The sequence below is a fragment of the Bradyrhizobium sp. CCBAU 45384 genome, assembly GCF_028128665.1.
Lineage (GTDB): Bacteria > Pseudomonadota > Alphaproteobacteria > Rhizobiales > Xanthobacteraceae > Bradyrhizobium > Bradyrhizobium manausense.
This window is the reverse complement of the sequence record NZ_LBIZ01000107.1, coordinates 169,172-192,740: the sequence shown is the minus strand read 5'-3', so window position 1 is coordinate 192,740 and position 23,569 is coordinate 169,172. Positions and strand designations below refer to the sequence as shown.

The window sequence follows — 23,569 nt, the reverse complement described above, 5'->3', positions numbered from 1 at the left end:
AGGCAGCTTTACTGACGCTGGATAATGTTGGGAGGCGGACCCCCGTCGGCCTTGGGCAGCCCTTCGTCGTCTATCCGCTCCTTGAGGTCGGCGGCCCTTTCGATGAAGCCAGCCGCCACGGTTGGGTCGGAGCTCGTTTTGGCCAGCTTAAGCAGCGTCGCCGCTACTTCTCGGGTGTTCTTCGTAACCACGGCATTCCCTAACAAATATCAAGTGCAGGAAAGATTCTGGAACACCTGATTCCGTTCCGGGACTTGGTGCAAAAATGTACACAGGCGATAAAAAGGCCTCAGCTCCGGGGCTGGCGCCGAGCTGAGGCCTTTTGCTTCGGTCTCACGTTGTCGAGGCGTGATGTCCGAACACAAATTTGGGTCCGACTGTTTTGTTCCCGCAACGGGCTTTAGTGCATCTTGCGGGGGAAACTATCTGCGATTTTCCGCTGTTCCTCGATGTCCTCGCGGACCATCTGTCGCAATTCATCGATGGTCAAAGGAGTGTGGCGCACGACTTGCTTCGCTGGCGCTTCCTTGTCGGCCATGGGCTTGGAAAACCTCTCAGTCACCAGATCTCAATCGCTGCCGGTGAACAGCCATCAGTAAAGCAAATGTTATGTTCTCGCATTCACACAAGTTAATGGGCTGGCCGCGAGCACTACCGCCAGATGGGCCTTACTAAGACACCGGCCAGAGCAAAATAAAATAGTTTGAGCGCATCGTTCGCCGTTGCTGCGATGACTATCAGCGCGCCGAACTTCACTTGGTAAGGCATCCCCCGCGCCCCGCATGTCGTCGGCCCGTCCGGCGCACCGGACGAACCGTTCTGCAATCACATCTTCGCTTAGTGCATGTGAACCGAGTGGTTATTGCTCGGTGCAGACCTTTGTGGTCTTCACGGCGGACTCGGCTTCCGTCTTGGTCGTGTAGACGCCGTCGCCCACGACCGTCGTGGTGGTGGTCGTTGGCTTGGTGTCGACGACAGTGCACTTCTTGGTGGTCGCGTCGCGAACGATGTAGAACTCGGCGGCGGTGGCCGCTTGGGTCACGAGGGCAAAAGCGGCGAGTGCGCCGCATGCGATCAGCTTCTTCATGGTGTCCTCCTCAAACAGGGCCAAGTAGTCACTGCTAATGAGGAGGCTCGGCCGAAGTTCCACCTTTTCCCAGCGCGGCGGAACGCTGGAATCTCGTCACAGGGATGAACAGCGGCCCTTTCCATGTGGGCTGCCTCCGCCATCGATGACACGAGAGCGCGCGTCCTGCGTAGAGATCGACTAAACAGACGCCGCGCCCGTTTACTCTTTACTCTGCGATCTCCCTGATGGTCCGGACGAGTTCCTCGGGATTGAAAGGCTTCTTCACGATGCGGCTGCCCGGGACGGGGCGTGGTGTCGTTGGCGAGAAGCCGGTGGCGTAGATGACCGGCAGCTCCGGATCCTGCTCTCGGTATCGCTCCGCGATCTGCCACCCGTCGATCTGTCCCGGCAGCGTGACGTCCGTGACCAGCACATCCGCGACGCGGCGCTTGCACCAGGCCAGTGCTTCCTCGCCGTTGCTCGCGTGGATCACGTGATAGCCTGCCTCGCGCAGCGCCTCGACGACGAATTCGCGGATCAGAGGGTCGTCCTCAATAAGAAGTACGCTCACTGCTGGCTCTTAAAATCGCTCGCGTTATCAAGCAATCGAACGGCGCAACATGTGGGTCGTTCCCCATCCGAGGAAGGTTTGCAGGAGAGCCGGGGCGGATGCCTCGACCTGGTGCGCCAAGGCGAGGAACGGCTATCGGCGACAGGCGTTTTTTCAATTCATGAACAGGCTCTATCCGCTCGTTCTTGAGCACCGGCTTCCGACTCCCGTCCGGTACGGCGTCTCGGCGACAATGATGCTGGGCTGCGCCGTACTGCAGATGGTCTTGCAGATGCAGACCGGCTCGCCGGGGTATTTCCTGCTGCTCCCCGGCGTGTTTCTCTCGGGCCTGATCTTCGACCGCGGGTCCGGAATATTCGCCGCGATCATCGCCGTCGCGGTCGGCGCCTATCTCAGCTATGCCGGCAGCAACGGCATCGACTATTTCGCGCCCAATGCGCTCTTCGCGATCACCGCAGCCGGGACGGCCGCTGTCGCCGAATTCGAGCGCGCCGAACTGCGGCGGGTCATGCTGGCGGACAAGACCAAGGCCTTGCTTCTGCAAGAGATGGCCCACCGGACCAAGAACAACCTGGCGATCCTCGGCGGGATGATCAGGTTGCAGGCAAGGCACGGCGGTCCCGAAGTCGAGGCCGCTCTGGAAGCCACTGCCCGTCGGTTGCAGGTGATGGCGGAGGTCTACGACCACCTTTCGCCCAAACGAGATTCTCGCTCGGTGAACATGCGCTATTTCCTGAACGACGTCGTCGAGAAGGTCTTCCAGTCCTTGGCTCCTTCCGGACCGATCGCTTTCCAGGTGGTCTGCGAGGACGTCGACCTCGCCAGCAATCACGCGCTCGCGATCGGCATGATCACGAACGAGCTTGTGACGAACGCGATCAAGTATGCTTTTCCCGGCGACAGACCCGGCCACATCGCGGTCGCGTTCTCGAGTGGCAGCGGCATCGAGCTCTCGGTCTCCGACAACGGCGTAGGTCTGCGGGAGGGGAAAGAGCCGGGCGGATTGGGGTCGCGCATCGTTCAGCTGCTGGCCCAACAGCTCGAAGGCGAAACGTCCTACCAACGGCTCGATCCCGGCCTCAAGGTCCGGGTGCGGGCGCATCCCCGATAGTTCGCTACGGAAGCGAGCGTCAGCTCCGCCAGGCGCCGAGAACCTTCTCTTCGTTCGGTATTTTCCCGGGGTGTCGAATTTCATCAGCTTTAACAATTTTTGGGAATGATCACGCTCATGATGCGGGAGCCTGACCAGGAAGCAGAAGCCCTCGCTGCAATGAGGAAAGCCATTGCCGCGAGTTGCCCGGCTGAACGCCAGAAGTGGCTTCGGGTTGCTTTGGCTTGGGCTGACCTCGCGCGTCGCTCTAAGGGCAACCTCGCCGCGTAGGGACAGCCCTGATCGCGACGTTTTGCCCCGGAATTCGGAGATCTCTGATGATTGCGCCAGAAGAAGAGAGGATGCTGAAAACGCTCTTGGTCGAAATGTTCGGCCACATCAGCAGCATGCGGCGGGAATTTGCCGCTCTTCAAGGCGACAGCAAGGGCAGTTTCGCGACGATGACAGACACGCTCGACGCGATCGTCGAGAACACGGAGGCAGCTGGAAATGCGATCCTCGAAAGCATGGAGGCAATCGGCGCCAGCGTCGCGAAGTTGCAGAGCGTCAACGATTCGACCGCCGCGTCAGTATGCGATGAGATCGCCAATAGCTCAAACAAGGTGTTCGAGGCTTGCGCATTTCAGGACCTTACAGGGCAGCGGATCACTCGAGTGATCAAGTCGCTGCAGTTTATGGAGGATCACATCAACAGGCTGGTCCGCATGTGGGGAAAAGATGAGCTGGCACGGCTGGCCGCCGAGCTTGCCGTCCAAAGCGCCCCGGACTTTCTGCAGGGCCCACAGCGGCCGAGCGCGGCGATTTCCCAGGACGACATCGACAAGCTGTTCGCGTAAACAGATGGCACCAGTTTCGTCTTAACCGGTTCACTTGCGGAGACTTGCTTCTTTGGCCGGGTTTTCCTGAGGCTCATTCCAAAGCGGGTCTGAGGGCGGGGTGTCCACGTCGGCTTGGGGCCAAAACCGGTCCGTGCCGCAATGCTGAGCAAGGTCAACTACGGACCCATACGCCGACATCCGATTTGTCACCTCGGTTTCGCCATCGACGTGTTGGGATGAGCCTGAATGCGGACCAGGTCACCTATCCAGAAAACGCCGGATAGCCCAGCCACGAAAAAGCCGGGTGGGGACCGGGCAGGGCTGCGCCGACCAAATTGGGCATGATCGCCATGCCATGAAAGCCGTTGGTCAGCACGACGATCGCGCATCCTTGTTGCTGCGAGCCCATCGCGAAGGCCTTAAATCTCCCGCGATCGCAGTCGCCCCACTGAAAAAAGGCGCTGGTATCTGTCTCAAGACCCCAGCCGAGTCCCCATGCAATCTGCGCGTCTTGGATGCGCACCTGTGGTTCGAGCCAATCGCTAGCGGCTTCTCGCTTTTATCCTGTCCCCGACAACACTGCCGTCAGCAAGAGAGCGTAGTCCTCCGCCGTCGTCAGCAACGAAGCCGCACTGTTGGGCACGAGCCGCCTGATTGTCGTGCCGGGCTTTTCTTCCGCGTCGTGCGGGGCCGCATGGTTCGTTTCGAATGCTGACTGCCAAACATAGCTTGATCGATTCATGCCGAGCGGTTCGAAGATCAAACGACGGATAGTTGTATCGAGGTCTTCGCCGGTGACCGATTCGACGACGCGTTGAAGCCAAACGAAGCCCTCGCCGGAATAGCTGAAGCGCTCCCCCGGAACAAAGTAGGTCTTGAGCGGATGTTCGGCCGAACGCCAATTGGGAAGTCCAGATGTGTTGCTTAGGACGTGGCGTATGGTGATGGTGGCCGCACGGGGATCGTCTGCCACATAGTCCGGGACCTATTGCGACAACCGGGCGTCGAGTGTGAGCTTACCCGCACCGACGAGTCGGAGAACACAGTAGGCGAATAGAGGCTTGGACAGCGAGGCCGCCGCAAAGACCGTTTGTGGATCGACTGCAATCCTGTCGTGCGAGTTGCGGACACCGGCAGTAATTCGCGTTGTTGCCTGACCATCCCTTACGATCGCCATGGACAGACCGGGGACCCGCGCGTCGGCAATGAGCTGTTCAAGGGCTGATGCTGAAAAATGAGACACTTGAAGGAGTTTCCAAAGACCGCTGTCTTTGTAGCAGAAAGTCGAAATGAGAGGCATAACCAATCTTAACGATGACACCGAGGCCGCTGTTCAATATCTGGTTTGGACCCTCGAAGAGACCGAAATGATTGGCAGTCGGGATGCCGCCGACTATGCGCATCTCGCAATCGACGCGTTGCGCAAGCGCAGGCCTCGGCGTGCAAAAGAACTGTCGCTACGTTCGGACCCGTCCTAGCGTCTCGGCCAGCGTCACCGCGCCGAATGGCTAGGTAAGATAAGCGAGGCAACCGGATTTATGTGCAGCCTTGATACTCGAAGTCAGGCCATTGAGTGCGGATTCAGCGAGGTATCGCATCATAAGCACCCAGGCGTTCTTGCCTTTTGATAATGTTAGAGCTGAAAACGCCATTATCGTGGTTGTGAGGAACTCTCGGTGGAGAGGCAAAAAAGGATTTAGGGTGGAAAGCCAATTTTGATTGAATCGAACGTCGCAATATTCATCCTGCGACAGGCAGCACTAGTTCAAAGACCGAACCTTCTGAACTCGACTTTCCAAGTCTCAGCTTGCCTCCGTTCTTTTCAATCAAGTTTGCCGAGATGCCGAGCCCCAGGCCCATTCCTTCCAATTTGGTGGAAAAGAATGGATCGAAAATTCGCTCTCGGTATTGGTCAGGAATTCCGGGTCCGGAGTCGTGGACGGATACAACTACGTTCGATTGACCATCGAAGCTGGCCTTGAGCTGCAGAAGTCTTGCCGCCGCAGGGCGCGCCTTCATCGCATCCATGGCATTCCTGACAAGGTTTAGGAGTACCTGCTGGAGCTCCAACCCGTCTATGCTCACGTCCGGCAGGTCATGTTCCAGCTCCGCAGTTACGGTGATTCCCTCAGCCCGAAGATCGTGTTTGAGCAACCGCAAGGCGAGTTGCGCCGAACTTGCAGGGTTGGTTGACGTACCTTGATGGACTCCCTTTGTGGTCAGCTCTCGAATACTGGAAATGATTGCGCCTGCCCGCAGGCCGTCGGCTTCGATGTCACCAAGTAGTTCTTCGATGTCCGCGACATTGACTGGCGCCGATCGCAGCTGGAGACGCGCCGTGTTGGCATTCAGTGTGATGGCCGCCAAGGGACTTCTCAGCTCATGGGCAAGTGCGCCCGTGACAGCCTGTATGCTTAAATTCCGATATGCGAGCTCGCGTCGCTGCAGTGCAATGGCACTGGCAAGACGAGAATAAAGCAGCATCGTTTCGATGATCAAGACCACCAGAAGCATGCAACTGCTGACAAGCACAAAGCCGCGCGCAGCGTACCAGCCGACGCTGAATCGTACCGAGCTGGCGAACATCGCCACCAGGAAGTTCGGCATGCAAGCCAGCAATGTCACAAGTAACCACAGATCAAGGATCGTATGTCGGCGAGAAAGCAGAACAGCGAGAGTTGTCGCTCCCCATAGCGCCAAAACCAGATTGATCTGGTTGCCGAATTGCGTCTGTTGCCTGACGTCGTCGGTGTAAAAGCTGGGAAGATATTGCGCCTTTGTCGCTACGATCCAAGTCAGTACCGCAACCATCGACATGACCGCCGCAACAGTGGCTAGGATTGTTGCCCTGATCGATCCCCTGGGCCGCTCGGCTCCATCCGTATGCTTGGTAAGCGCGTAGATCAGGATCGCCGCCGGAAACGTCGTGTGCCAGAGAACGTACAACCAACCCGGCGTGTTCAGGCCGTCACCGATAAGACCGTTGGGAGCGTAGCCGCCAGGGAATGACAGGGTTTGCAGAAATGCGAACGAGCCGCTGCAAATGTAAGCACTCGCGACAGCAAGAAGGGCCCGCTGCGGCTGGATAGCATATTGTGCAAACAGAAGAGATGCGGTTACGCCATCCGCAATGGCCAAGGCTGTTTGCAGGACCGGGATAAAGGCATCTATCCGACCCAGTTGAATACTTGCGAACGGCGCAATTGCCACTGCCGCCGCAACCAGCAGGAACGCCACTCCGGTTGCCACAGTCTGATGATGCCTGTCGGCAGGCAAGTTTGCAAAAACCAAGGGGAAATCTTGCTCTGCCGACCGAGCGACATCAGCTTTGCCCGTCGGTCCATCGCGTTGCGGTGCGTCATCACAGATCAAACGGTCGCCTCGTCTACGTCGACCGGTCGCTGACAGCCTGCGAATTACGACCAGCGGGATGATGCCATCCTACATCTGTTTTGCCCGACGGGTCAAACGATATTCGGAAAAATCAAATTAGGTGCGGCGCGAATTCTCCAATGATTTGTACTGTGCATGGGGTTGTTTTCGCGGCTTTTGTTGTCACCCCCGCACGCGCCTGATCATCTGCTCGACATGGGCGATCGGCGTTTCCGGCTGGATGCCGTGGCCGAGATTGAAGATGAAGCGGCCTTGCGCAAAATTTGCCAGCACGTTGTCGACCGCGCGGTCGAGTGCCGCGCCGCCCGTGATCAGCACCAGCGGATCGAGATTGCCCTGCACCGCGACCCGGCTCTGCACCCGCTCGCGGATGAAGGCGGGCTCGGCGGTCCAGTCGATGCTGACGGCGTTGACGCCGGTACCTTCGACATAGAAAGGCAGCTGCGCGCCGGCGCCGCGCGGGAAGCCGATGATCTTCGCATCAGGCACCTTGGCGCGCACGCCGTCGACGATGCGCCGCGTCGGCTCGGTCGACCAGCGGGCGAATTCGGCCGGTGGCAATACGCCAGCCCAGGTGTCGAAGATCTGCAAGGCGTTGGCGCCGGCTTCGAGTTGCGCCAGCAGATATTGGATCGAGCTCTCGACGAGCACGTCGATGATCTTCGCGAACGCCTCGGTGTGCCGGTAGGCCATCATCCGCGCCGGCGCCTGGTCGGGCGTGCCGTGGCCCGCGACCATGTAGGTCGCAACCGTCCACGGCGCGCCGCAGAAGCCGATCAGCGCCACCTTTGGGTCGAGCGCGCCGCGCACGATCCTGAGCGCGTCGAACACCGGCTGCAGCTTGCCGAAGTCGGCCTGCGCGGCGAGCGTTCCGACCTTGGCCGGATCATCGAGCGGCTCGAGCCGCGGACCTTCGCCGACCTCGAACCGCACCGCGCGGCCGAGCGCATGGGGGATCACCAGGATGTCCGAGAAGATGATCGCCGCATCGAAGCCAAACCTTCGGATCGGTTGCAGCGTGACTTCGGCGGCAAGCTCCGGATTGAAGCAGAGATCGAGGAAGCCGCCGGTCTTGGCGCGCACCTCGCGATACTCAGGCAGATAGCGGCCCGCCTGCCGCATCATCCACAAAGGCGGCACGGCTTGCCGCTGGCCGGAGAGCACGTCGATGAAGGGCTTTGTCGCAGACTGGGGCACTGATCGTCCTGATGCAGAGTTGAGGTTCCTGATATACCGCCGCGGGCGGAAGCGGAACAGGGGAACCAGCGCAAATGCGCCGCGTTGACCCCGCCAATGGAGGAGGAATTGCATGGCCCAGACATTCAATCCCGCGCCGCATGACAAGCATGCCGAGGACCTGCGCGAAGCCCTCGCGGCGGATCGCCACGCCAAGCTCGACACCGGGTTGAAGGATAGCTTTCCCGCCTCCGATCCGGTCAGCGTCACGCAGCCGACGCCCTCGAAGGCCGATGCGGACGCCGACAATCCTTCCCTGTGGGACAAGGTCAAGGCGATCTTCAGCTAGGGACCGCGAGTTTCCGACAGGTTTGCTAAGACCTTGTTAGTGATCTGCCGAAGTCCCGGTCCGTAGGAGTACGGAAAAGCCCGTAGATGAATGCGAATCGCTGTCAGGGCTTCAGAGTTCACTAAGAGAAGCGGCAGAATTTCCCCCCCGTTGGAGAATTCTGTCGCATGAACGTCGCCTCACTGAGAGCCGGATGGAGCCGCCTGCCGTTGCGCGCGGCGGCTTTCGTCGTGCTCACTTGCGTCGCGATCCTCGGCGTCAGCGGCTGGCGCGAATGGACCGCGCGCGATCAGGTGCTCAGGGGTGCCGAGACCGAGATGGCGAACGTCGCCCGCTCCTTGACGCAGCACGCCGAGGACAGCCTCGATTTGCTGGATTCGGGCGTTGTAGGTGTCGTCAGCCGTCTCGAGATAGACGGCACTGACCCGTCCACGATCGCCAAACTCGGCAGCATCCTTGATGCCCGCAAGAAGGCGGTCGCGCGCATCCACAGCCTCGCCATCATCGACGACCAGGGTAACTGGCTGACCTCGCCCGGTGCCATCGCATCGACGCTCAGCGACGATACGTTCTTCCGTCACCATCAGCTCTCGCCGAAGCGCGAGGCCTATGTCGGTCATCCCGTAAAGAGCCTGCTCGACGGGCAATCGATCGTCACGCTGTCACGCCGGTTCAACAAGCCGGATGGCAGCTTCGGCGGCGTCGTGCTCGCAACGATCAGCGCGGGCTACCTCTCGCACTTCTACGAGCAGTTCGAGATCGGGCGCAACAGCTCGATCGCGCTCGTGCATGGCGACGGCCTGATCATCGCGCGCAATCCGAGCAACGAGCGGTTCGTCGGACGCAGCGTCGCCGACGGGCCGCTGTTTCGCGACCCGAGCCTACAGCGACCAAGCGGCGTCTATCATTTCAAGTCGCCGCTGGATGGCGCCCAACGAGTCAGTTTCTTCAAGCGCAGCAGCAGCTACCCGCTCCTTGTGCTCGCGACCGTCGACAAGGACGAGCTCCTGGCGCCGTGGCGGGCTGCGGCGATTTCGCGCATGCTGTATGTGCTCGCGCTGGTGATGCTGATCGCGATCATCGGCGCGGTGCTGGTGCGGCAGTTGCAGCGCGGCCAGCGCATGGCGGCGGCCCTGATCGAGAAGGAGGCGCATTTCCGCCTGCTCGCCGAAGGCTCCAGCGACATGGTCACCCGCATCGGGCTCGACGAGCGGCTGCGCTATGTTTCGCCATCGTCCAACCGCGTCGTCGGCTGGCGGCCCAATCAGCTGATCGGCACGGAGGCGCTCGCCGGAATCCATTCGGAGGACCGCCCGCACGTCCAGGCCATCATCGATGCCATGAAGCGTGGCGAGACGGAAGAAGCGCGCGTCACTTACCGCAACGTGCACCGGCAGAAGTCCGAGGTCTGGCTGGAATCGACCATGCACGTGACGCGCAAGGAGAACGGCACTGTCGACGGCGTGGTCGCGATCTCGCGCGATATCACCGAGCAGAAGAATCTGGAGACGAGGCTCGAGACCCTGGCGATCGAGGACAGCCTCACCGGGCTTGCGAACCGCCGCCGCTTCGACGAGCGGCTGAAGGAGGAATGGGCGCGCGCGTATCGCGACCGTTCCAGCCTTGGCCTCTTGATGATCGACGTCGATCACTTCAAGGCCTACAACGACGAATATGGCCATCCCGCGGGTGATGCCTGTCTGCGCGTGGTGGCAAAGACCATTGCGGCCGAGGTGCAGAGGGGCGGCGATCTCGCGGCCCGCTATGGCGGCGAGGAATTCGCCATGCTGCTGCCGAACACCGATGCCGCCGGTTGCGCCCGGCTCGGTGAGCGGATCCGCAACGCCATCCGCGATGCCGGCCTGGTTCATGCCTCCAATCCGGCAGGGCCATGCGTCACCGTCTCGGTCGGCGGCGCGGCTTGCCGGCCGGCGGTGGAGCGGACCGCGGGCACGAGCTCGCTGGTGGAGGCCGCCGACCGCGCGCTCTACGCCGCCAAGGATGCCGGCCGCGACCGGCTGATGATGTCCGGCGAGGTCATGAACCTGTTGCCCAGAGCGTCAGGTCAGTAATCGCGCTCAATAATGCGGCGGGCGCTCGTTGGCAGGGCCCGGCGCGTTGGTCTCGGCGTCCTGCAGCCGCTCGCCGAGCTCTGCGACCTTCCGCGTCAACGCATCGATCTGCTTCCACTGCGCGGTGATGGTCTGGTTCAGCGTCTCGATGGTGTCGTCCTGATAGGCAAGGCGCATCTCCAGCGCGTCGATGCGTTCGGCAAGCGTCTTGATGTCATTCGTCACCGGCGTGCCCCTCATCCCGTTCGCGGAGACCAATTTCCTGCAGACCATGGCCAAGCGCGACACGTTCGTCGAATACGAAACATTCGCCGCGCCAGCGGCTCTGCGCCTCCGGCACCTCTTCCAGATATTTCAAGATGCCGCCCTTGAGGTGGTAGACCTCGGCAAAGCCACGCGCCAGCAGATGCGAACTTGCCTTCTCGCAGCGGATGCCGCCGGTGCAGAACATTGCGATCTTGCGATGCTTGGCCGGATCGAGCTTTTGAGCGGCAAAGTCCTTGAACTGGCCAAAACTCTTGATGTCGGGGTCGACCGCACCCTCGAACGTCCCCATCGCCACCTCGAAAGCATTGCGGGTGTCGAGCACCAGCGTGTCGGGTGAGGTGATCAGCGCGTTCCATTCGCGCGCGTCGACATAGATGCCGACCTGCCGGGTCGGATCGGCGGCCGCATCGCCAAGCGTGACGATCTCCTTCTTCAGCCGCACCTTGAGCCGGCCAAACGGCATCGCCTCGGCTGTCGAACATTTCAGCTCGAGATTGTTCAGACGGCCGCCGAACATAGCTCCATGTGCGAGCTCATGGGCGAAGGCGTCAATTGCGTCGGCCGACCCGGCGATAGTACCGTTGATGCCCTCATGGGCCAGCAGCACGCTGCCCTTAAGGGACAGGCCGGCACAGAACGCCCGCAGCGGCTCGCGCAGCTCGCGGAAATCGGGCAGGGCAGCGAATTGGTAGAAGGCGCAGACCTTGTAAATCATGCGCCCGTTTAGCAGGCGGCCGGCGCCCAGAAAACCCGCAACGCACAGCTCTATTCCCAGGGAATGGCAGCCATTTCCCTGGTATGCCAGCATTGCCCGGACGGCCCGGAATGTGTCATGAAGGTCCGGTTTTTCCGAGACGGCGCGGCGCGCGTCCCACGGTGCTGAGAGAGCAAAACTTCGATGAGAAACTTCCATTTCCCCGGCAGGTCCACGGTCCACGCTACCAACGCGATGGTGGCGACCTCGCATCCGCAGGCTTCTCTTGCCGCGATCGAGGTGCTGCGCGAGGGCGGCACGGCGGTGGACGCGGCTGTCGCGGGTTCAGCGCTGCTCGGCGTGATCGAGCCGCAGTCGACCGGCATTGGCGGCGATTGTTTTGCGCTGATCCAACCGCGCGGCGAGGGCAAGATCATCGCCTATAATGGCTCCGGCCGGGCGCCAAAGGCCGCCAACGCCGACTGGTATCTCGAGCGCAAGATCAATTCCGTGCCGCTGACCTCGGCCCATGCGGTCTCGATCCCCGGCGTGATCGATGCGTTTGCGACCGTGCTGCGCGACCACGGCAAGTTCGGTTTCGACCGTCTGCTCCAGCCCGCGATCAAGGCTGCGGAGGAAGGCTATGTCGTCGCGCCCCGCATCGCCTTCGACTGGAAGAACCAGTTCGAGAAGCTGAAGAACGGTACCAACGCCGTGCGTTACCTGCTGCCGGGCGGCAGGCCGCCGGTCGCCGGCGATGTCATCCGCCAGGCCGAGCTCGGCAAGACGCTGCGCGCGATCGCCAAGGACGGCCGCGACGCCTTCTACGAGGGCGAGATCGCGGAGGATATGGTCGAGACCCTGCGCGGCATCGGCGGCCTGCATACGCTCGACGATTTCGCCGCGCACACCACCGAAGTCACGACGCCGATCGGCACCATGTACAAGGGTTACGACGTCTGGCAGTGCCCGCCGAACGGTCCGGGCGTGACCGCACTTCTGATGCTCAACATCCTGTCGCGCTTCGACCTCACCAAATACGCGCCCGTCAGCGTCGAGCGCTTCCATCTCGAGGCGGAAGCTGCGCGCATCGCCTACATGAACCGGGAGATGCATGTCGCCTCTCCCGACCACATGAGGATCAACGTTGCCGAGATGCTCGAGAAGGGCTTTGCGGACGAATACATCAGCAAGATCCGCATGGACGGCATGCTCGACCTGCCCAATGTCGCGCCGCCGATGAATCCCTCGACCATCTACATCACGGTGGTGGACAAGGATCGCAACGTCTGCTCGTTCATCAACTCGGTCGCGCATTCCTTCGGCTCGGCCATAGTTTCCAACAAGACCGGTGTGCTGTTCCAGAACCGCGCCGGCGGCTTCCGCATCCAGCCGGGCCATCCGAACTGTATCGAAGGCGGCAAGCGCCCGCTGCACACGATCATGCCGGGCCTGCTCACCAAGGGCGGCCGTTCCACGATGTCGTTCGCGGTGATGGGCGGCCAGTACCAGCCGACCGGGCAGACCCATGTGCTGACCAACGTTCTCGACTATGGCTGCGACGTGCAGGAGGCAATCGACATGCCCCGAGGCCTGCACTACGAGGGCCAGTACCAGCTCGAGGACAGCGTGCCGGCGGCGGTCGTCGAAGGCTTGAAGAAGCTTGGCCACAAGACCACCAGCGTGGTCGGCCCGCTCGGCGGCGCCCAGGCGATCTGGATCGATTGGGACAAGGGCACGCTGACCGGCGGTTCCGATCCGCGCAAGGACGGTTGCGCGCTCGGCTATTGATCGTCGCGCGAGGTTCCTCGCAACAAGATCAGGAAAAGTTGACGGAGGGCGGCGCGGCATCGGCCGCGTCGCCCTTTTCCGTTCGGAACGGAGCTCGTGGCCCAAAGTTGGTGGGCGATGAGCGGTGCAGGCGCGCGCTGCCTTGTTGTCGAAGCGGCGGAGGCCGTCCATGTCCGATCATCCAAGTTCCCAATCATCCGGATACGATAGGCGTTCCTTCATGGCAGGTGCTGCCGGCAGCGCGCTCGTTCCGCTGACCGCGCGCGCGACCGTGCAGGAGGCACGAGCGGCAGTGGCGCAGGATCCGGCGCTTCCCGTCGACGTCACACTGCGGGTGAATGGTCAGGAGAAGCGTCTGAGTCTCGATCCGCGCACCACGGTGCTGGACGCACTGCGCGAGCATCTCAAGCTCACGGGCAGCAAGAAGGGTTGCGATCACGGCCAGTGCGGTGCCTGCACGGTGCTGATCGGCGATCGGCGCGTGGTGTCGTGCCTGACGCTCGCACTGGCCGCTGAAGGGCAGGAGATCACGACCATCGAAGGCCTCGCCACCGACGACCGCCTGCACCCGATGCAACAGGCCTTCATCGACAACGATGCGTTCCAGTGCGGCTATTGCACGCCCGGTCAGATCATGTCGGCGATTGCCTGCGTGAAGGAGGGACATGCCGGCAGCGATGCCGACATCCGCGAATACATGAGCGGCAACATCTGCCGCTGTGCCGCCTATCCCAACATCGTCGCTGCGGTGAAGCAGGCCGCGCCCGAGATCATGAAAGGCTAGGCGAATGCGACCATTTTCTTACCAGAGGGCGACAGACCCCGACATGGCCGTGCAGGCGCTTAGCGCCGCTGCGGCCGCCAACAAGCCGTTGACGCAGGCCTCGGCCCAGCCGCTCGCCGGCGGAACGACGCTGATCGACCTGATGAAGCTCGACGTGATGCGGCCCGCCGCGATCGTCGACATTAATCCGCTCGCGCAGGGGTGGTCGGCGATCTCGCCCGGTCGCGAGGACCTGCGGCTCGGCGCCCTCGCAAAGATGTCCGACGTCGCCGCGCATGACGAAATCCAGCGCAATTATCCCGTGATCGCCAATTCCCTGAAGCTCGCCGCCAGCGCCCAGCTCCGCAACATGGCGACACTCGGCGGCAACGTGATGCAGCGGACGCGTTGCAGCTATTTTCGCGATGTCTCCTATGAAAATTGCAACAAGCGCAATCCCGGCTCCGGCTGTGCCGCGATGGACGGCATCAACCGCATGCATGCGGTGCTCGGGATCTCCGATCAGTGCATCGCGACTTACCCCGGCGATTTCGCCCAGGCGCTGATCGCGCTGGATGCCACGGTCGAGGTTGCCGGCAGGTCTGGCACCCGCAGCATGCCATTTGCGGCGCTCCACAAGGCTCCCGGCAACACGCCCGAGATCGAGACGACGCTGCAGCCAGGCGAGTTAATCTCGGCCTTTCTTATTTCCGGCCGTTGGCCCCGCTCGGTTTATCTGAAGGCGCGCGACCGGCAATCCTATGAGTTTGCGCTGTCCTCGGCTGCGGTTGCGCTGGACGTGCAGGGTGGGACGATCCGGGACGCGCGCGTGGCGCTTGGCGGCGTCGCGACCGTGCCCTGGCGCGCTCGCGAGGCGGAGGCGCAGCTGAAGGGACAAAAATTCGACGACGGTCTGGCGCAGCGCGCCGCCGATGCTGCATTCGCTGAGGCCAAGGGGCGCCAGCACAACAGCTTCAAGATTGCGCTCGGCAAGCGCGTGGTGGCGCGTGCGCTCCAGCAGGCCGTAATGATGGAGATGTGACCATGACCGCTGCCGCTCCCGAGCCGAAGGCGAATATGGGCAAGCCCGTGCCACGTTACGATGCGGTTGCGAAGGTCACAGGGCGTGCAACCTACGGGTCCGACATGCCGCTGGACAATCCCGCCTATGCGTTTCTGGTCACCAGTGCGATCGCCAAAGGCCGCATCAACAGCTTCGATCTCGACGATGCTAAACGCGTGCGAGGCGTGATCGACATTGTCACGCACGAGAACGCGCCCAACCTGAACGAGTCAAAGCTGTTCAGCAATGGCGGTTATGCTGGCACCACGATCCAGCCGCTGAAATCGACCGACATTGCCCATGACGGCCAGATCATCGCGGTGGTCATCGCCGAGAGCTACGAGGCCGCGCGCGAAGCCGCCAACCGCGTCAAGGTGAGCTACACAGCCGCAACCCCGAGTGCGAGCTTCGATTCGCCGGGAACGACGAAAGCCGCCGCGAAAGGCCAGAACGCGCAATTCAAGGAAGACCCCAAGGTCGGCGACTTTGCCAAGGCGTTTGATGAGGCCGAGGTGAAGGTCGAGGCCTCCTACGAGACGCCGACGCAGCATCATAATCCAATGGAGCTTTTTTCGACGAGCTGCGCCTGGATGGGCGACACTCTCGTCATCTATGAGCCCAGCCAATATGTCTACGGACTGAAGAACGGCGTCGCCGAACAGCTCGGCATCGACGCCGACAAGGTGAGGGTGGTCAATCCCTATGTCGGCGGCGGCTTTGGCTCGCGCGGCTCGATGACGCCGAGAACCGCGATCATCGCCGGCATCGCGAAGCGGCTGAACCGGCCGATCAAGCTGGTTTCGACTCGCGACCAGGGCTTTACGATTGCGACCTATCGCGCCGAAACCCGCCACGAGATCAAGCTCGGCGCGAGCCGGGACGGCAAGCTGGTCGCGCTGAGGCACGAAGGCGCCGAGGTCTCCTCGCACGCCGACCCCTATTGCGTCGGCGGCACCAAGACCACGACGCGGCTCTATGCCTGCCCAAATGTCGACAGTCTCGTGTCGATCGTGCGCGCCGACCGCAACACGCCGGGCTTCATGCGCTCGCCGCCTGAGGTGCCGTATTTGTTTGCGCTCGAGAGTGCGATGGACGAGCTGGCCGTGAAGCTCAACATGGATCCGATCGAGCTCCGCCGCGTCAATGACGCGACCAATGAGCCGATCGGCGGCAAGCCTTACACGTCGCGCTCGCTGATGGCGTGTTTCGACGAAGCTGCCAAAGCCTTCGGGTGGGCACAGCGCTCGGCGGCGCCGAAATCGATGTCCGACGGTGACTGGCTGATCGGCTATGGCTGCGCGGCCACCTGTTATCCGACGCAGATGGCGCCGTCGGCGGCGCGCGTTCGCCTGCAGCGCGACGGCCGTACCCGCGTCGAGATCGCCGGCCACGAGATCGGCACCGGTGCCTACACCATCCTTGCGCAGACAGCCGCCGAGCGGCTTGGCGTGCCGCTGGAGAAGGTCGCGGTCTTCATTGGTGACAGCGACCTGCCGCCGGGGCCCGTTGCTGGCGGATCGAATTCGACGGCCAGCACCTGCTCCGCTGTGATGATGGTGTGCGATCAGGTTCGTCAGCGCCTGTTCAAGGCGCTGACGCCGAACGAGAGCCTCACGGACAAGGCCAAGGAAACCGTTGGCATGGGGCAGACCCGATCGACACAGGCAGCAAAGGGCGATCGCCCGATCGATCTGGAGAAAGCGTTCGACGCGCTCGGTGTCGGCGTGGTGGAGGAATATGGCGAATGGAAGCCCGAAGGCGCGCCGCCGGATTCGTTCAAGGCGATGCACAGCGGGCACGCCCAGCTCGTCGGCGGTGCGGCCATGAAGGACAAGATCGCCTATGCCTTCGGCGCGGAGTTCGTGGAAGTCCGGATCAATCGCTTCACCCACGAGATCCGCGCCCCGCGCCTGGTTGGAGCGTTTGCGGCGGGCCGCATCATGAATCCGCGCACGGCTCGCAGTCAGCTGATGGGCGGCCTGATCTGGGGCATGTCCTCGGCGTTGCTGGAGGCCACCGAGATCGACGAGCGCACCGCACGCTATGTCAACGACAATTTTGCCGATTATCTCATTCCCGTGAATGCAGACGTCCCCGGCGTCGAGGTGATCCTGCTCTCCGAGCAGGATGATCACATTAACCCGGCCGGCGCCAAGGGGCTCGGCGAGCTCGCCAACGTCGGCACCAACGCCGCGATTTGCAATGCGATCCATCACGCCACCGGCCAGCGCATCCGCAAGCTCCCCGTGCGGCTGGAAAATATCGAGGTCTAGAGGGGTGGAAACGGCGTCGACCTTGCGCTAGACACCTTCGGCCTCAACGGGAAGGTGTCTTATGCAGCGTGTCCAGCCCGTGCTCCTCGCCATCATGTCGGCATTCGCGATCACGTCGATCGGCGGTGCGCCGACGTTTGTTTCCACCCCGGCCTCGGCCCAGACCGCAGGAAAGACCATGACCACAGCTTCAGGATTGCAGATCACCGATAGCGTCGTCGGCACTGGCGCCTCGCCGAAGCCCGGCCAGATTTGCGTGATGCACTATACCGGCTGGCTCTATGAGAACGGCCAGAAGGGCAAGAAATTCGACTCGTCCGTCGATCGCAACGAGCCCTTCGAATTCCCCATAGGCAAGGGCCGCGTCATCGCCGGCTGGGACGAGGGCGTTGCCACGATGAAGGTCGGTGGCAAGCGGACGCTGATCATCCCGCCGCAGCTCGGCTACGGCGCTCGCGGCGCCGGCGGCGTGATCCCGCCGAACGCGACGCTGATGTTCGACGTGGAATTGCTCGGCGTGAAGTGACGGCGCATTCCGCGTCGTCATGCCCGCGCTTGTCCCGGGCATCCACGTACTTCTTCGCGTGGCCAAGACGTGGATGGCCGGGCAAGCCCGGCCATGACGGACAGAGATCAACACAAACAAAAAGACCGGCCCCTCGGCCGGTCTTTTCGCTTTCAATGCTAGCGCGCGTTATTCCGCCGCGAGCGCGCGTTATTCCGCCGCGCGACGTGCCGCCGCAGCGGCGCGATCAATCGCTTCCTTCGCGCTGTCCTTGGCCTCTCCCATGGCTTTCTGGCCCTTGCCTTTCACTTCCTGAACGGCGCCTTCGCCCTGCAGACGCTCGGAACCGGTGGCTTCACCGATGCCCTGCTTGGCCTTGCCGATCGTCTCGTTGGCAGTGCCCTTGATCTTGTCGCTGGTGCTACCCATGAAACTCTCCTTCCAGTTTGCTCGCAAAGACAACATCTGTCGACTATGAGAGTTCCGATTTTGGTATGGCTTGATGTCGCGCCTTTGGTTACGTTCGCCCGCGCGGAACCAACAGAAAGCAGTCCCCATGACCGGCCATGACCACAGCCATTCCCACCATGTCCACGATCATCACGATGATCGCTGGAAGCATGACGGCGTGCGCGTCATTCCCGGCAATCAACTCGATACCAATGTGCCCTCGACACCAGGGATGGACCGCGCGGCCGCGATCAATTTCGCCCGCGTCGGCGCGCAGAAATTGTGGGCTGGCACCGTCAGCATCAAGCCCGACGCCAAGACCGGCGCGCACCACCACGGCCATCTCGAGAGCGTCATTTACGTGGTGAAGGGCAAGGCGCGGATGCGCTGGGGCGAGAGCCTGCAATTCACCGCTGAAGCGGGTCCCGGCGATTTCATCTTCGTGCCGCCCTACGTGCCGCACCAGGAGATCAACGCCAGCCCCGACGAGGTGCTGGAATGCGTGCTGGTGCGGAGCGATGGCGAGGCGGTTGCGATCAATCTGGACATCGAGCCGGTCGAGAAGCCCGAGACTGTGCTGTGGATCGACCCCGTGCATCGGGATCCGAACGAGAAGAAGTAACACCGAGGCTCGAGGGGTCGGTGCGACCAAACCCCGCGGCGGTCTCGGCAAAATAATTCGGCATGCGCTGTCGGATGGCGGCCCAGTCGTCCGTCCTTGGGCAGAACCCCGCCCAAGGAGCCCCCATGCCCAGGATGATTTTCGTCAATCTGCCGGTGACCGATCTCAAGCGCGCGACCGCCTTTTACGAGGCGGTCGGCGCGACCAGGAACCCGCAATTCAGCGATGACACGGCAAGCTGCATGGTCTTTTCCGAGACCATCTACGTGATGCTGACGACCCACGACAAATTCCGTCAATTCACGCCGAAGCCGATTGCCGATGCAAAAACCTCGAACCAGGCGCTGTTCTGTCTGTCCGCCGACAGCCGCAAGGAGGTCGACGATATCGTCGGCAGGGCCAAGGCTGCAGGCGGCGTGGCCGATCCCAGCCCGGTTGACGAATACGATTTCATGTATGGCCGCAGCTTTGAGGATCCGGATGGCCATATGTGGGGCGTGAACTGGCTGGACATGGCAGCCGTCCCGCCGAAGCCCGCCATGGCGAACGCCTGATCGGAACCTGAAGAGGAGCATTCGCAATGTCCAAGCTCGTGCCCTGCATGTGGTTCAACGGCGATGCGGTCGATGCCGCCAAGTTCTACGTCTCGCTCGTTCCCGACTCGGAGATCACGCACGTTCAGCACAACGTCTCGGATAGCCCGTCCGGCAAGGAAGGCTCGGTGCTGGTCGTCGAGTTCACGGTGGCCGGGCAGCCCATGGTCGCGCTCAACGGCGGCATGACGATGGAATACACGCATGCGATCTCGCTGATGATCCAATGCGACGACCAGGCCCAGGTCGACAGCGTCTGGAATGCGTTCCTCGCCCATGGCGGCAAGGAAGAACAGTGCGGCTGGCTCAGGGATCGCTGGGGCGTGGCCTGGCAGATCGTGCCGAAAGTGATGTTCGAGTTCCTCACCAGCCCCGATAAGGCGGCCGCCGCCCGCGCATGGCAGGCCATGATGAAGATGGTGAAACTGGACGTGGAGGTGCTGCGGCGAGCGTTCGAGGGGAAGTCTGCGGCGTGAGGGCCAGTGCCGTTGCCATGCGACAGATGTCATCGCCCGCTAAGGCGGGCGATCCAGTATTCCAGAGGCCTTCGTCGAAGAGCTCGCTCTCACAACGACCGCCGCGGCGTACTGGATGCCCCGGCCAAGCCGGGGCATGACAGCGGAATTCGTGGCCATGCGAGAGCGCGCCGCTAATAATTGATCCTCAGCCCGACGCCGCCGTGGATCGTGTTGCCCACAGGCTGCGGGCCCAGGGTGCCGTTGGCGAAGAGGTCCACGACCCAGCCCTTCTGCACACGGAAGCCGAGACGACCGCCATACTCGAACCAGCCCTGGTTGCCCATCGTAGGCACCACCATGCCGTCGCCGGTCACGGTGGCGACGATGCCGCTGTGGCTGGCGAAGGACTGCACCCAGCCGCCGTTGATATTGGTCTCGATATTGTTGGCGAAGAGATGGGTCCACTGGCCGCCGATCTTGACGAGGCTGGTGCGGTCGGTGCCCGTTGCAATGGTGGCGTCGAACGGATTGAACGCGACCGTGTTGTCGGCATAGCCTGACACGCGCTGCCAGAGCTGCCAGAGCTCGATGGAAGCTGCGACCTCATCGCGCGATGACAGGCGACTGATCCAGCCGGCGCGGCCATAGACTGCATAATTGGCAGCGTCGGTTGAGCTCGTCACGCTGACCGGACCGAGGCTGGAGGTGTAGCTGCGGGTGTAGCGCGCCTTTTCCCACGGCGTCAGGATCGTGCCGACGTCGAAGAACGGACGCGATGAGCCCCAATCGGTGAAGTCATAGCGCAGCGCAAAGGCGCCGATCGGCGCGCTGGTGATGTGATAGCCACCCTCGCTGTATTGCGTGTAGGCGATACCGGCAAGCAGCGACAGGTTGGGCGTCAGCTCCTTGCGGCCGTGGATGCCCGCCGAGAACGAGCCGGCCGACCCGAACGCGCTGATGCAGTCGCTGCAATTGATCTGCTCGTTGACGCCAAGCAGCACCGTGCCGAGCACGCGGTTGGTGATCATCTGATTGAAGCGCTGGCCCGCGAGTCCATTGACCGAGTTGCCGCTGGAATCGGAGCCGGTCGGCGTTGGGCTCGGCAGCGGGGTCGGGCTCGGCGACGGCGATGGGCTCGGGGAGGGCGATGTGCCTGGTGTCGGGGACGGCGAATAGGTCGGTGAAGGGGAGGGGGTCGGATTGCCGCACTCGGATTCGCAAAAGGTCGCGGCTGTCGCTGGACGGGCGTCGAGCGCGAACAGCGTGAGCGCGGCGGCTGCGCCGAGCATGCAGGCCAGTGCGAGGCGTTTGAAGTCGGGCTTTGCCATCGTCAGCGTCCACACAGCATGCCGTCGTCATGGACGGCGGGCGTGGTCGGCGAGGCATCGGCATATTGGTTGACGGCGCACAGACCGGCATTGGCGGCGCAGTTGGCTGCGAACGTCCAGGGCGGCGAGTTCGTCTTGGTGATCGTGACTTTGCCGCCGGTCGAGGTGATGATCGCGGTGTCGCCCGGCTGGGTGAGCTGAATGCACTGGAAGCTCAACGTGCAGACGCTCGCCGCTCCCTCCTGAAGCACGACGACCGAGCGGCTGCGCTGCGAGAGGATGTCGAGGATTGTGCCGCGAACGCCGATGGTCGCCAGCGGTGTCGTGATCTTGTAGGCGGTCTTCTCCGAATGTCCGGTCACGAAGCGGAATGCGCCGGTCGCCATTCGGATGGCGACGTCGCGATAGCTGTGCTCGTCGTTGAAGACGGTGCGATCGAGCTTCAGCGTCGCACTCGGCCCGAGCGAAAGATTGGTGCTGTCGGCCATGACAAAACGCGCCGCACTGTCGGCACCGGTGCGCACGGTCTCGTCGCGCAGCATGCTGTCGCCGACATTGATTGGCGTCGTGCTCGCGGCCACCCGCACCACTTCGTTCTGCACGAGGACGGCTTCGCCGACGCGCGTCTGGGCTTGCACAGAAGGCGCAGCGCACGATGCAGCCGACAGCAATGTTGGGAAAAGCAGAAAACGCAGATTCATGTCGTAACCGAGCGAGGCCCCTGATCGTGCTGGATCGCGCACGCTCGTGTTGTGGCAGAATTATCACAGGCGGCGCGAGACGAGCGCTAGCTTAGTGACAGTTGCGGCAGAATGCGTTCAATGCATCGGCTGAGTGATTTTTTATTCGCGGTGACGCAGATTTGCCACGCAAAATAGCCCTACAGCAGTCGCTTGAAGCACATGCGATGCCGATGACGTCGCGAAGCGCAGTGATCGCTGTCGCGATCTTCCTAGCCGCGCATCTCGCGCTGCTGATCGGGCTGACGACGCCGGACAAGTTCGTGTTCGACGAGGTGCATTACGTGCCGGCAGCACGGCAGATGCTGGGCTTCACTGCGCCGCAGCCGATGCTCAATCCGATGCATCCGCCGCTGGCGAAAGAGCTGATCGCGGCGTCGATCGCGGCATTCGGCGACAACGCGTTTGGCTGGCGCTATCCGGCGACCTTGTTCGGCGCGCTCGCTGTCGTCGCGATCTATCTCTGCGGGCTCGCGCTGTTCGGCTCGCAAGCACCCGCGGTTGCGACGGCGCTGATCGCGGCCTTCAACCAGATGCTCTATGTGCAGGCGCGCATCGCGATGCTCGACATCTTCGCACTTAGCCTCGGCTTGCTCGCCATCGCTGCTTTCATGCACGGCTTTCGGCGAGCGCGGCCGCAGGCGCTGTTCGCGATCGCGGGTGCGTTGTTCGGTCTCGCAGCTGCCTGCAAATGGAGCGGCTTGTTTCCGCTCGCTGTCTGCATCGCAATCGTTGCGGTGATCCGCCTGATGCAGGGCTGGCATACTCTGTTTGCCGATGCGAGGCCAACCGACTGGTACCGCCCTGATCTCTGGCCCACATTCAGGGCGCATCATGCCGCGCTCTGCTTCGCGCTGTTGCCGGCAGTGACGTATATCGCCGCCTTCGTTCCGCTCTACGGCCTGTCGCTGCCTGATCTGATCGAGGCGCAGCGCCGGATCTTCGCCGACAACACCACCACTGCGATCGCCGGCCACACCTATATGAGCTCGTGGCCGTCCTGGCCGTTGCTGGCGCGGCCGGTGTGGTTCCTGTTCGACAAGACATCAGACGACAACGTCGCGGCGATCGTCTTCCTCGGCAATCCGCTGGTCGCCTGGCCGGCGCTGCTCGCGCTTGCCGTTGTGTTGCGCGACGTCGTCGTCGCGCGTCGTTGGGATGCGTTTCTGATCGCGGCGTTCTATTTCGGCTGCTGGCTCGCCTGGGCTTTGCTCCCGCGCACGCTGGGCTTCATCTACTACTATCTGCCGGCCGCAACGGTCGCGTCGCTTGCGCTGGTCTATGCGCTGAGCCGAGAGGGACTGCCGCGCTGGCTGCTGTGGGCCTATGTCGGCATGGCTGCCGCCGGCTTTGCGGTGATGCTGCCGATTTCGGCGGCCTTCATCGGCACATCGATGCAGACGTTCAACCGGCTGATGCTGTTTCAGAGCTGGATCTGACAACAGAAAACCGCCTGCCAGTCT

The 23,569-nt window shown here is 62.4% G+C and carries 25 protein-coding genes and 1 pseudogene; 13 read left to right on the top strand and 13 right to left on the bottom strand.

Features of this window, described 5'->3' with window-relative positions; genetic code table 11:
• Positions 1–8: 8 nt before the first annotated feature.
• From XH80_RS18495 to XH80_RS18480, 4 genes are all read right to left on the bottom strand, one after another.
• Complete coding sequence (locus XH80_RS18495) at positions 9–191, bottom strand: hypothetical protein (protein ID WP_271599777.1); 183 nt, start codon at positions 189–191, stop codon at positions 9–11.
• A gap of 209 nt (positions 192–400) precedes the next feature.
• Positions 401–538, bottom strand: a complete 138-nt coding sequence (locus XH80_RS18490; protein WP_220003983.1) for a hypothetical protein — start codon at positions 536–538, stop codon at positions 401–403.
• A 321-nt stretch (positions 539–859) separates the two neighbouring features.
• Entirely contained in the window at positions 860–1,087 is a 228-nt protein-coding gene (locus tag XH80_RS18485; protein ID WP_271599776.1) for a hypothetical protein, read from the bottom strand.
• Between the two features lie 208 nt (positions 1,088–1,295).
• Positions 1,296–1,640: a response regulator transcription factor gene (locus XH80_RS18480; protein WP_271599775.1), complete on the bottom strand. Its 345-nt coding sequence runs from the start codon at positions 1,638–1,640 to the stop codon at positions 1,296–1,298.
• Positions 1,641–1,800: 160 nt separating this feature from the next.
• Here XH80_RS18480 and XH80_RS18475 point away from each other — a divergent pair, with 160 nt between their 5' ends.
• Together XH80_RS18475 and XH80_RS18470 are read left to right on the top strand one after the other, a co-directional pair.
• Positions 1,801–2,751: a sensor histidine kinase gene (locus tag XH80_RS18475; protein ID WP_271599774.1), complete on the top strand. Its 951-nt coding sequence runs from the start codon at positions 1,801–1,803 to the stop codon at positions 2,749–2,751.
• Positions 2,752–3,068: 317 nt separating this feature from the next.
• Positions 3,069–3,587: a protein phosphatase CheZ gene (locus XH80_RS18470; RefSeq protein ID WP_271599773.1), complete on the top strand. Its 519-nt coding sequence runs from the start codon at positions 3,069–3,071 to the stop codon at positions 3,585–3,587.
• Between the two features lie 244 nt (positions 3,588–3,831).
• On the opposite strand, the gene XH80_RS18465 is transcribed toward XH80_RS18470, so the two are convergent.
• The 4 genes and pseudogenes from XH80_RS18465 to hemE all read right to left on the bottom strand — a co-directional run bounded on the left by XH80_RS18465 (position 3,832) and on the right by hemE (position 8,159).
• Positions 3,832–4,092, bottom strand: coding sequence for a hypothetical protein (locus XH80_RS18465; protein ID WP_220003980.1), 261 nt, complete (start codon positions 4,090–4,092; stop codon positions 3,832–3,834).
• A gap of 36 nt (positions 4,093–4,128) precedes the next feature.
• A pseudogene (locus XH80_RS18460) lies at positions 4,129–4,869 on the bottom strand (serine hydrolase domain-containing protein).
• 440 nt (positions 4,870–5,309) lie between these two features.
• Complete coding sequence (locus XH80_RS18455) at positions 5,310–6,941, bottom strand: sensor histidine kinase (protein ID WP_271599772.1); 1,632 nt, start codon at positions 6,939–6,941, stop codon at positions 5,310–5,312.
• A gap of 183 nt (positions 6,942–7,124) precedes the next feature.
• Positions 7,125–8,159, bottom strand: a complete 1,035-nt coding sequence (hemE, locus tag XH80_RS18450; RefSeq protein WP_271599771.1) for a uroporphyrinogen decarboxylase — start codon at positions 8,157–8,159, stop codon at positions 7,125–7,127.
• 112 nt (positions 8,160–8,271) lie between these two features.
• Here hemE and XH80_RS18445 point away from each other — a divergent pair, with 112 nt between their 5' ends.
• Both XH80_RS18445 and XH80_RS18440 read left to right on the top strand, forming a co-directional pair.
• A complete protein-coding gene (locus tag XH80_RS18445) occupies positions 8,272–8,487 on the top strand; it encodes a hypothetical protein (protein ID WP_220003976.1) in 216 nt (71 codons plus the stop codon).
• Between the two features lie 167 nt (positions 8,488–8,654).
• Complete coding sequence (locus XH80_RS18440; RefSeq protein WP_271599770.1) at positions 8,655–10,559, top strand: diguanylate cyclase; 1,905 nt, start codon at positions 8,655–8,657, stop codon at positions 10,557–10,559.
• Between the two features lie 6 nt (positions 10,560–10,565).
• Here the strand turns inward: XH80_RS18440 and XH80_RS18435 are convergent, their stop codons facing one another.
• The gene (locus tag XH80_RS18435) at positions 10,566–10,784 is read right to left on the bottom strand and encodes a SlyX family protein (protein ID WP_220003974.1); all 219 of its coding nucleotides are present in this window, start codon (positions 10,782–10,784) and stop codon (positions 10,566–10,568) included.
• A complete protein-coding gene (gene trhO, locus XH80_RS18430; RefSeq protein ID WP_220003973.1) occupies positions 10,774–11,541 on the bottom strand; it encodes an oxygen-dependent tRNA uridine(34) hydroxylase TrhO in 768 nt (255 codons plus the stop codon). The genes XH80_RS18435 and trhO overlap by 11 nt, the downstream gene beginning before the upstream one ends.
• 183 nt (positions 11,542–11,724) lie before the next feature.
• Between trhO and ggt the strand changes: the two genes are divergently transcribed.
• The 5 genes from ggt (at position 11,725) to XH80_RS18405 (ending at position 17,936) form a co-directional block, all read left to right on the top strand.
• Positions 11,725–13,311 carry a gamma-glutamyltransferase gene (gene ggt, locus XH80_RS18425; RefSeq protein WP_271599769.1) on the top strand — a complete coding sequence of 529 codons (1,587 nt, stop codon included), beginning with the start codon at positions 11,725–11,727 and terminating at the stop codon, positions 13,309–13,311.
• A gap of 220 nt (positions 13,312–13,531) precedes the next feature.
• The gene (locus tag XH80_RS18420) at positions 13,532–14,095 is read left to right on the top strand and encodes a (2Fe-2S)-binding protein (RefSeq protein WP_220003971.1); all 564 of its coding nucleotides are present in this window, start codon (positions 13,532–13,534) and stop codon (positions 14,093–14,095) included.
• Positions 14,096–14,099: 4 nt separating this feature from the next.
• Positions 14,100–15,116, top strand: coding sequence for an FAD binding domain-containing protein (locus tag XH80_RS18415; protein ID WP_271599768.1), 1,017 nt, complete (start codon positions 14,100–14,102; stop codon positions 15,114–15,116).
• A gap of 2 nt (positions 15,117–15,118) precedes the next feature.
• Positions 15,119–17,410 (top strand): xanthine dehydrogenase family protein molybdopterin-binding subunit, encoded by a 2,292-nt coding sequence (locus XH80_RS18410; protein WP_271599767.1) that lies wholly within the window; start codon positions 15,119–15,121, stop codon positions 17,408–17,410.
• A 61-nt stretch (positions 17,411–17,471) separates the two neighbouring features.
• Positions 17,472–17,936 carry an FKBP-type peptidyl-prolyl cis-trans isomerase gene (locus XH80_RS18405; protein ID WP_271599766.1) on the top strand — a complete coding sequence of 155 codons (465 nt, stop codon included), beginning with the start codon at positions 17,472–17,474 and terminating at the stop codon, positions 17,934–17,936.
• A gap of 189 nt (positions 17,937–18,125) precedes the next feature.
• Here XH80_RS18405 and XH80_RS18400 read toward each other — a convergent pair whose 3' ends face one another.
• On the bottom strand, positions 18,126–18,344 hold the full coding sequence (locus XH80_RS18400) for a CsbD family protein (RefSeq protein ID WP_220003967.1): 219 nt from the start codon (positions 18,342–18,344) through the stop codon (positions 18,126–18,128).
• Positions 18,345–18,471: 127 nt separating this feature from the next.
• Between XH80_RS18400 and XH80_RS18395 the strand changes: the two genes are divergently transcribed.
• The 3 genes from XH80_RS18395 to XH80_RS18385 all read left to right on the top strand — a co-directional run bounded on the left by XH80_RS18395 (position 18,472) and on the right by XH80_RS18385 (position 20,056).
• Complete coding sequence (locus XH80_RS18395) at positions 18,472–18,987, top strand: cupin domain-containing protein (RefSeq protein ID WP_220003966.1); 516 nt, start codon at positions 18,472–18,474, stop codon at positions 18,985–18,987.
• Between the two features lie 125 nt (positions 18,988–19,112).
• Entirely contained in the window at positions 19,113–19,541 is a 429-nt protein-coding gene (locus XH80_RS18390) for a VOC family protein (protein WP_271599765.1), read from the top strand.
• A gap of 26 nt (positions 19,542–19,567) precedes the next feature.
• Complete coding sequence (locus XH80_RS18385; protein WP_271599764.1) at positions 19,568–20,056, top strand: VOC family protein; 489 nt, start codon at positions 19,568–19,570, stop codon at positions 20,054–20,056.
• Between the two features lie 173 nt (positions 20,057–20,229).
• On the opposite strand, the gene XH80_RS18380 is transcribed toward XH80_RS18385, so the two are convergent.
• Together XH80_RS18380 and XH80_RS18375 are read right to left on the bottom strand one after the other, a co-directional pair.
• Complete coding sequence (locus XH80_RS18380) at positions 20,230–21,366, bottom strand: hypothetical protein (RefSeq protein ID WP_271599763.1); 1,137 nt, start codon at positions 21,364–21,366, stop codon at positions 20,230–20,232.
• A gap of 2 nt (positions 21,367–21,368) precedes the next feature.
• Positions 21,369–22,067, bottom strand: coding sequence for a FecR family protein (locus tag XH80_RS18375; RefSeq protein ID WP_220003962.1), 699 nt, complete (start codon positions 22,065–22,067; stop codon positions 21,369–21,371).
• A gap of 212 nt (positions 22,068–22,279) precedes the next feature.
• Here XH80_RS18375 and XH80_RS18370 point away from each other — a divergent pair, with 212 nt between their 5' ends.
• Positions 22,280–23,545, top strand: coding sequence for a phospholipid carrier-dependent glycosyltransferase (locus tag XH80_RS18370; protein WP_271599761.1), 1,266 nt, complete (start codon positions 22,280–22,282; stop codon positions 23,543–23,545).
• The last annotated feature ends 24 nt before the right edge of the window (positions 23,546–23,569 follow it).

What these genes read in the sequence shown, in the direction of transcription:
- XH80_RS18485 (WP_271599776.1), bottom strand. Translation starts at nt 1,087, where the DNA reads ATGAAGAAGCTGATCGCATGCGGCGCACTCGCCGCTTTTGCCCTCGTG.
- XH80_RS18420 (WP_220003971.1), top strand. Translation starts at nt 13,532, where the DNA reads ATGGCAGGTGCTGCCGGCAGCGCGCTCGTTCCGCTGACCGCGCGCGCG.
- trhO (WP_220003973.1), bottom strand. Translation starts at nt 11,541, where the DNA reads ATGATTTACAAGGTCTGCGCCTTCTACCAATTCGCTGCCCTGCCCGAT.
- XH80_RS18390 (WP_271599765.1), top strand. Translation starts at nt 19,113, where the DNA reads ATGCCCAGGATGATTTTCGTCAATCTGCCGGTGACCGATCTCAAGCGC.
- XH80_RS18370 (WP_271599761.1), top strand. Translation starts at nt 22,280, where the DNA reads ATGACGTCGCGAAGCGCAGTGATCGCTGTCGCGATCTTCCTAGCCGCG.
- XH80_RS18445 (WP_220003976.1), top strand. Translation starts at nt 8,272, where the DNA reads ATGGCCCAGACATTCAATCCCGCGCCGCATGACAAGCATGCCGAGGAC.
- XH80_RS18395 (WP_220003966.1), top strand. Translation starts at nt 18,472, where the DNA reads ATGACCGGCCATGACCACAGCCATTCCCACCATGTCCACGATCATCAC.
- XH80_RS18380 (WP_271599763.1), bottom strand. Translation starts at nt 21,366, where the DNA reads ATGGCAAAGCCCGACTTCAAACGCCTCGCACTGGCCTGCATGCTCGGC.
- XH80_RS18475 (WP_271599774.1), top strand. Translation starts at nt 1,801, where the DNA reads ATGAACAGGCTCTATCCGCTCGTTCTTGAGCACCGGCTTCCGACTCCC.
- XH80_RS18385 (WP_271599764.1), top strand. Translation starts at nt 19,568, where the DNA reads ATGTCCAAGCTCGTGCCCTGCATGTGGTTCAACGGCGATGCGGTCGAT.
- XH80_RS18375 (WP_220003962.1), bottom strand. Translation starts at nt 22,067, where the DNA reads ATGAATCTGCGTTTTCTGCTTTTCCCAACATTGCTGTCGGCTGCATCG.
- XH80_RS18470 (WP_271599773.1), top strand. Translation starts at nt 3,069, where the DNA reads ATGATTGCGCCAGAAGAAGAGAGGATGCTGAAAACGCTCTTGGTCGAA.
- XH80_RS18410 (WP_271599767.1), top strand. Translation starts at nt 15,119, where the DNA reads ATGACCGCTGCCGCTCCCGAGCCGAAGGCGAATATGGGCAAGCCCGTG.
- XH80_RS18405 (WP_271599766.1), top strand. Translation starts at nt 17,472, where the DNA reads ATGCAGCGTGTCCAGCCCGTGCTCCTCGCCATCATGTCGGCATTCGCG.
- XH80_RS18400 (WP_220003967.1), bottom strand. Translation starts at nt 18,344, where the DNA reads ATGGGTAGCACCAGCGACAAGATCAAGGGCACTGCCAACGAGACGATC.
- XH80_RS18490 (WP_220003983.1), bottom strand. Translation starts at nt 538, where the DNA reads ATGGCCGACAAGGAAGCGCCAGCGAAGCAAGTCGTGCGCCACACTCCT.
- XH80_RS18440 (WP_271599770.1), top strand. Translation starts at nt 8,655, where the DNA reads ATGAACGTCGCCTCACTGAGAGCCGGATGGAGCCGCCTGCCGTTGCGC.
- XH80_RS18415 (WP_271599768.1), top strand. Translation starts at nt 14,100, where the DNA reads ATGCGACCATTTTCTTACCAGAGGGCGACAGACCCCGACATGGCCGTG.
- ggt (WP_271599769.1), top strand. Translation starts at nt 11,725, where the DNA reads ATGAGAAACTTCCATTTCCCCGGCAGGTCCACGGTCCACGCTACCAAC.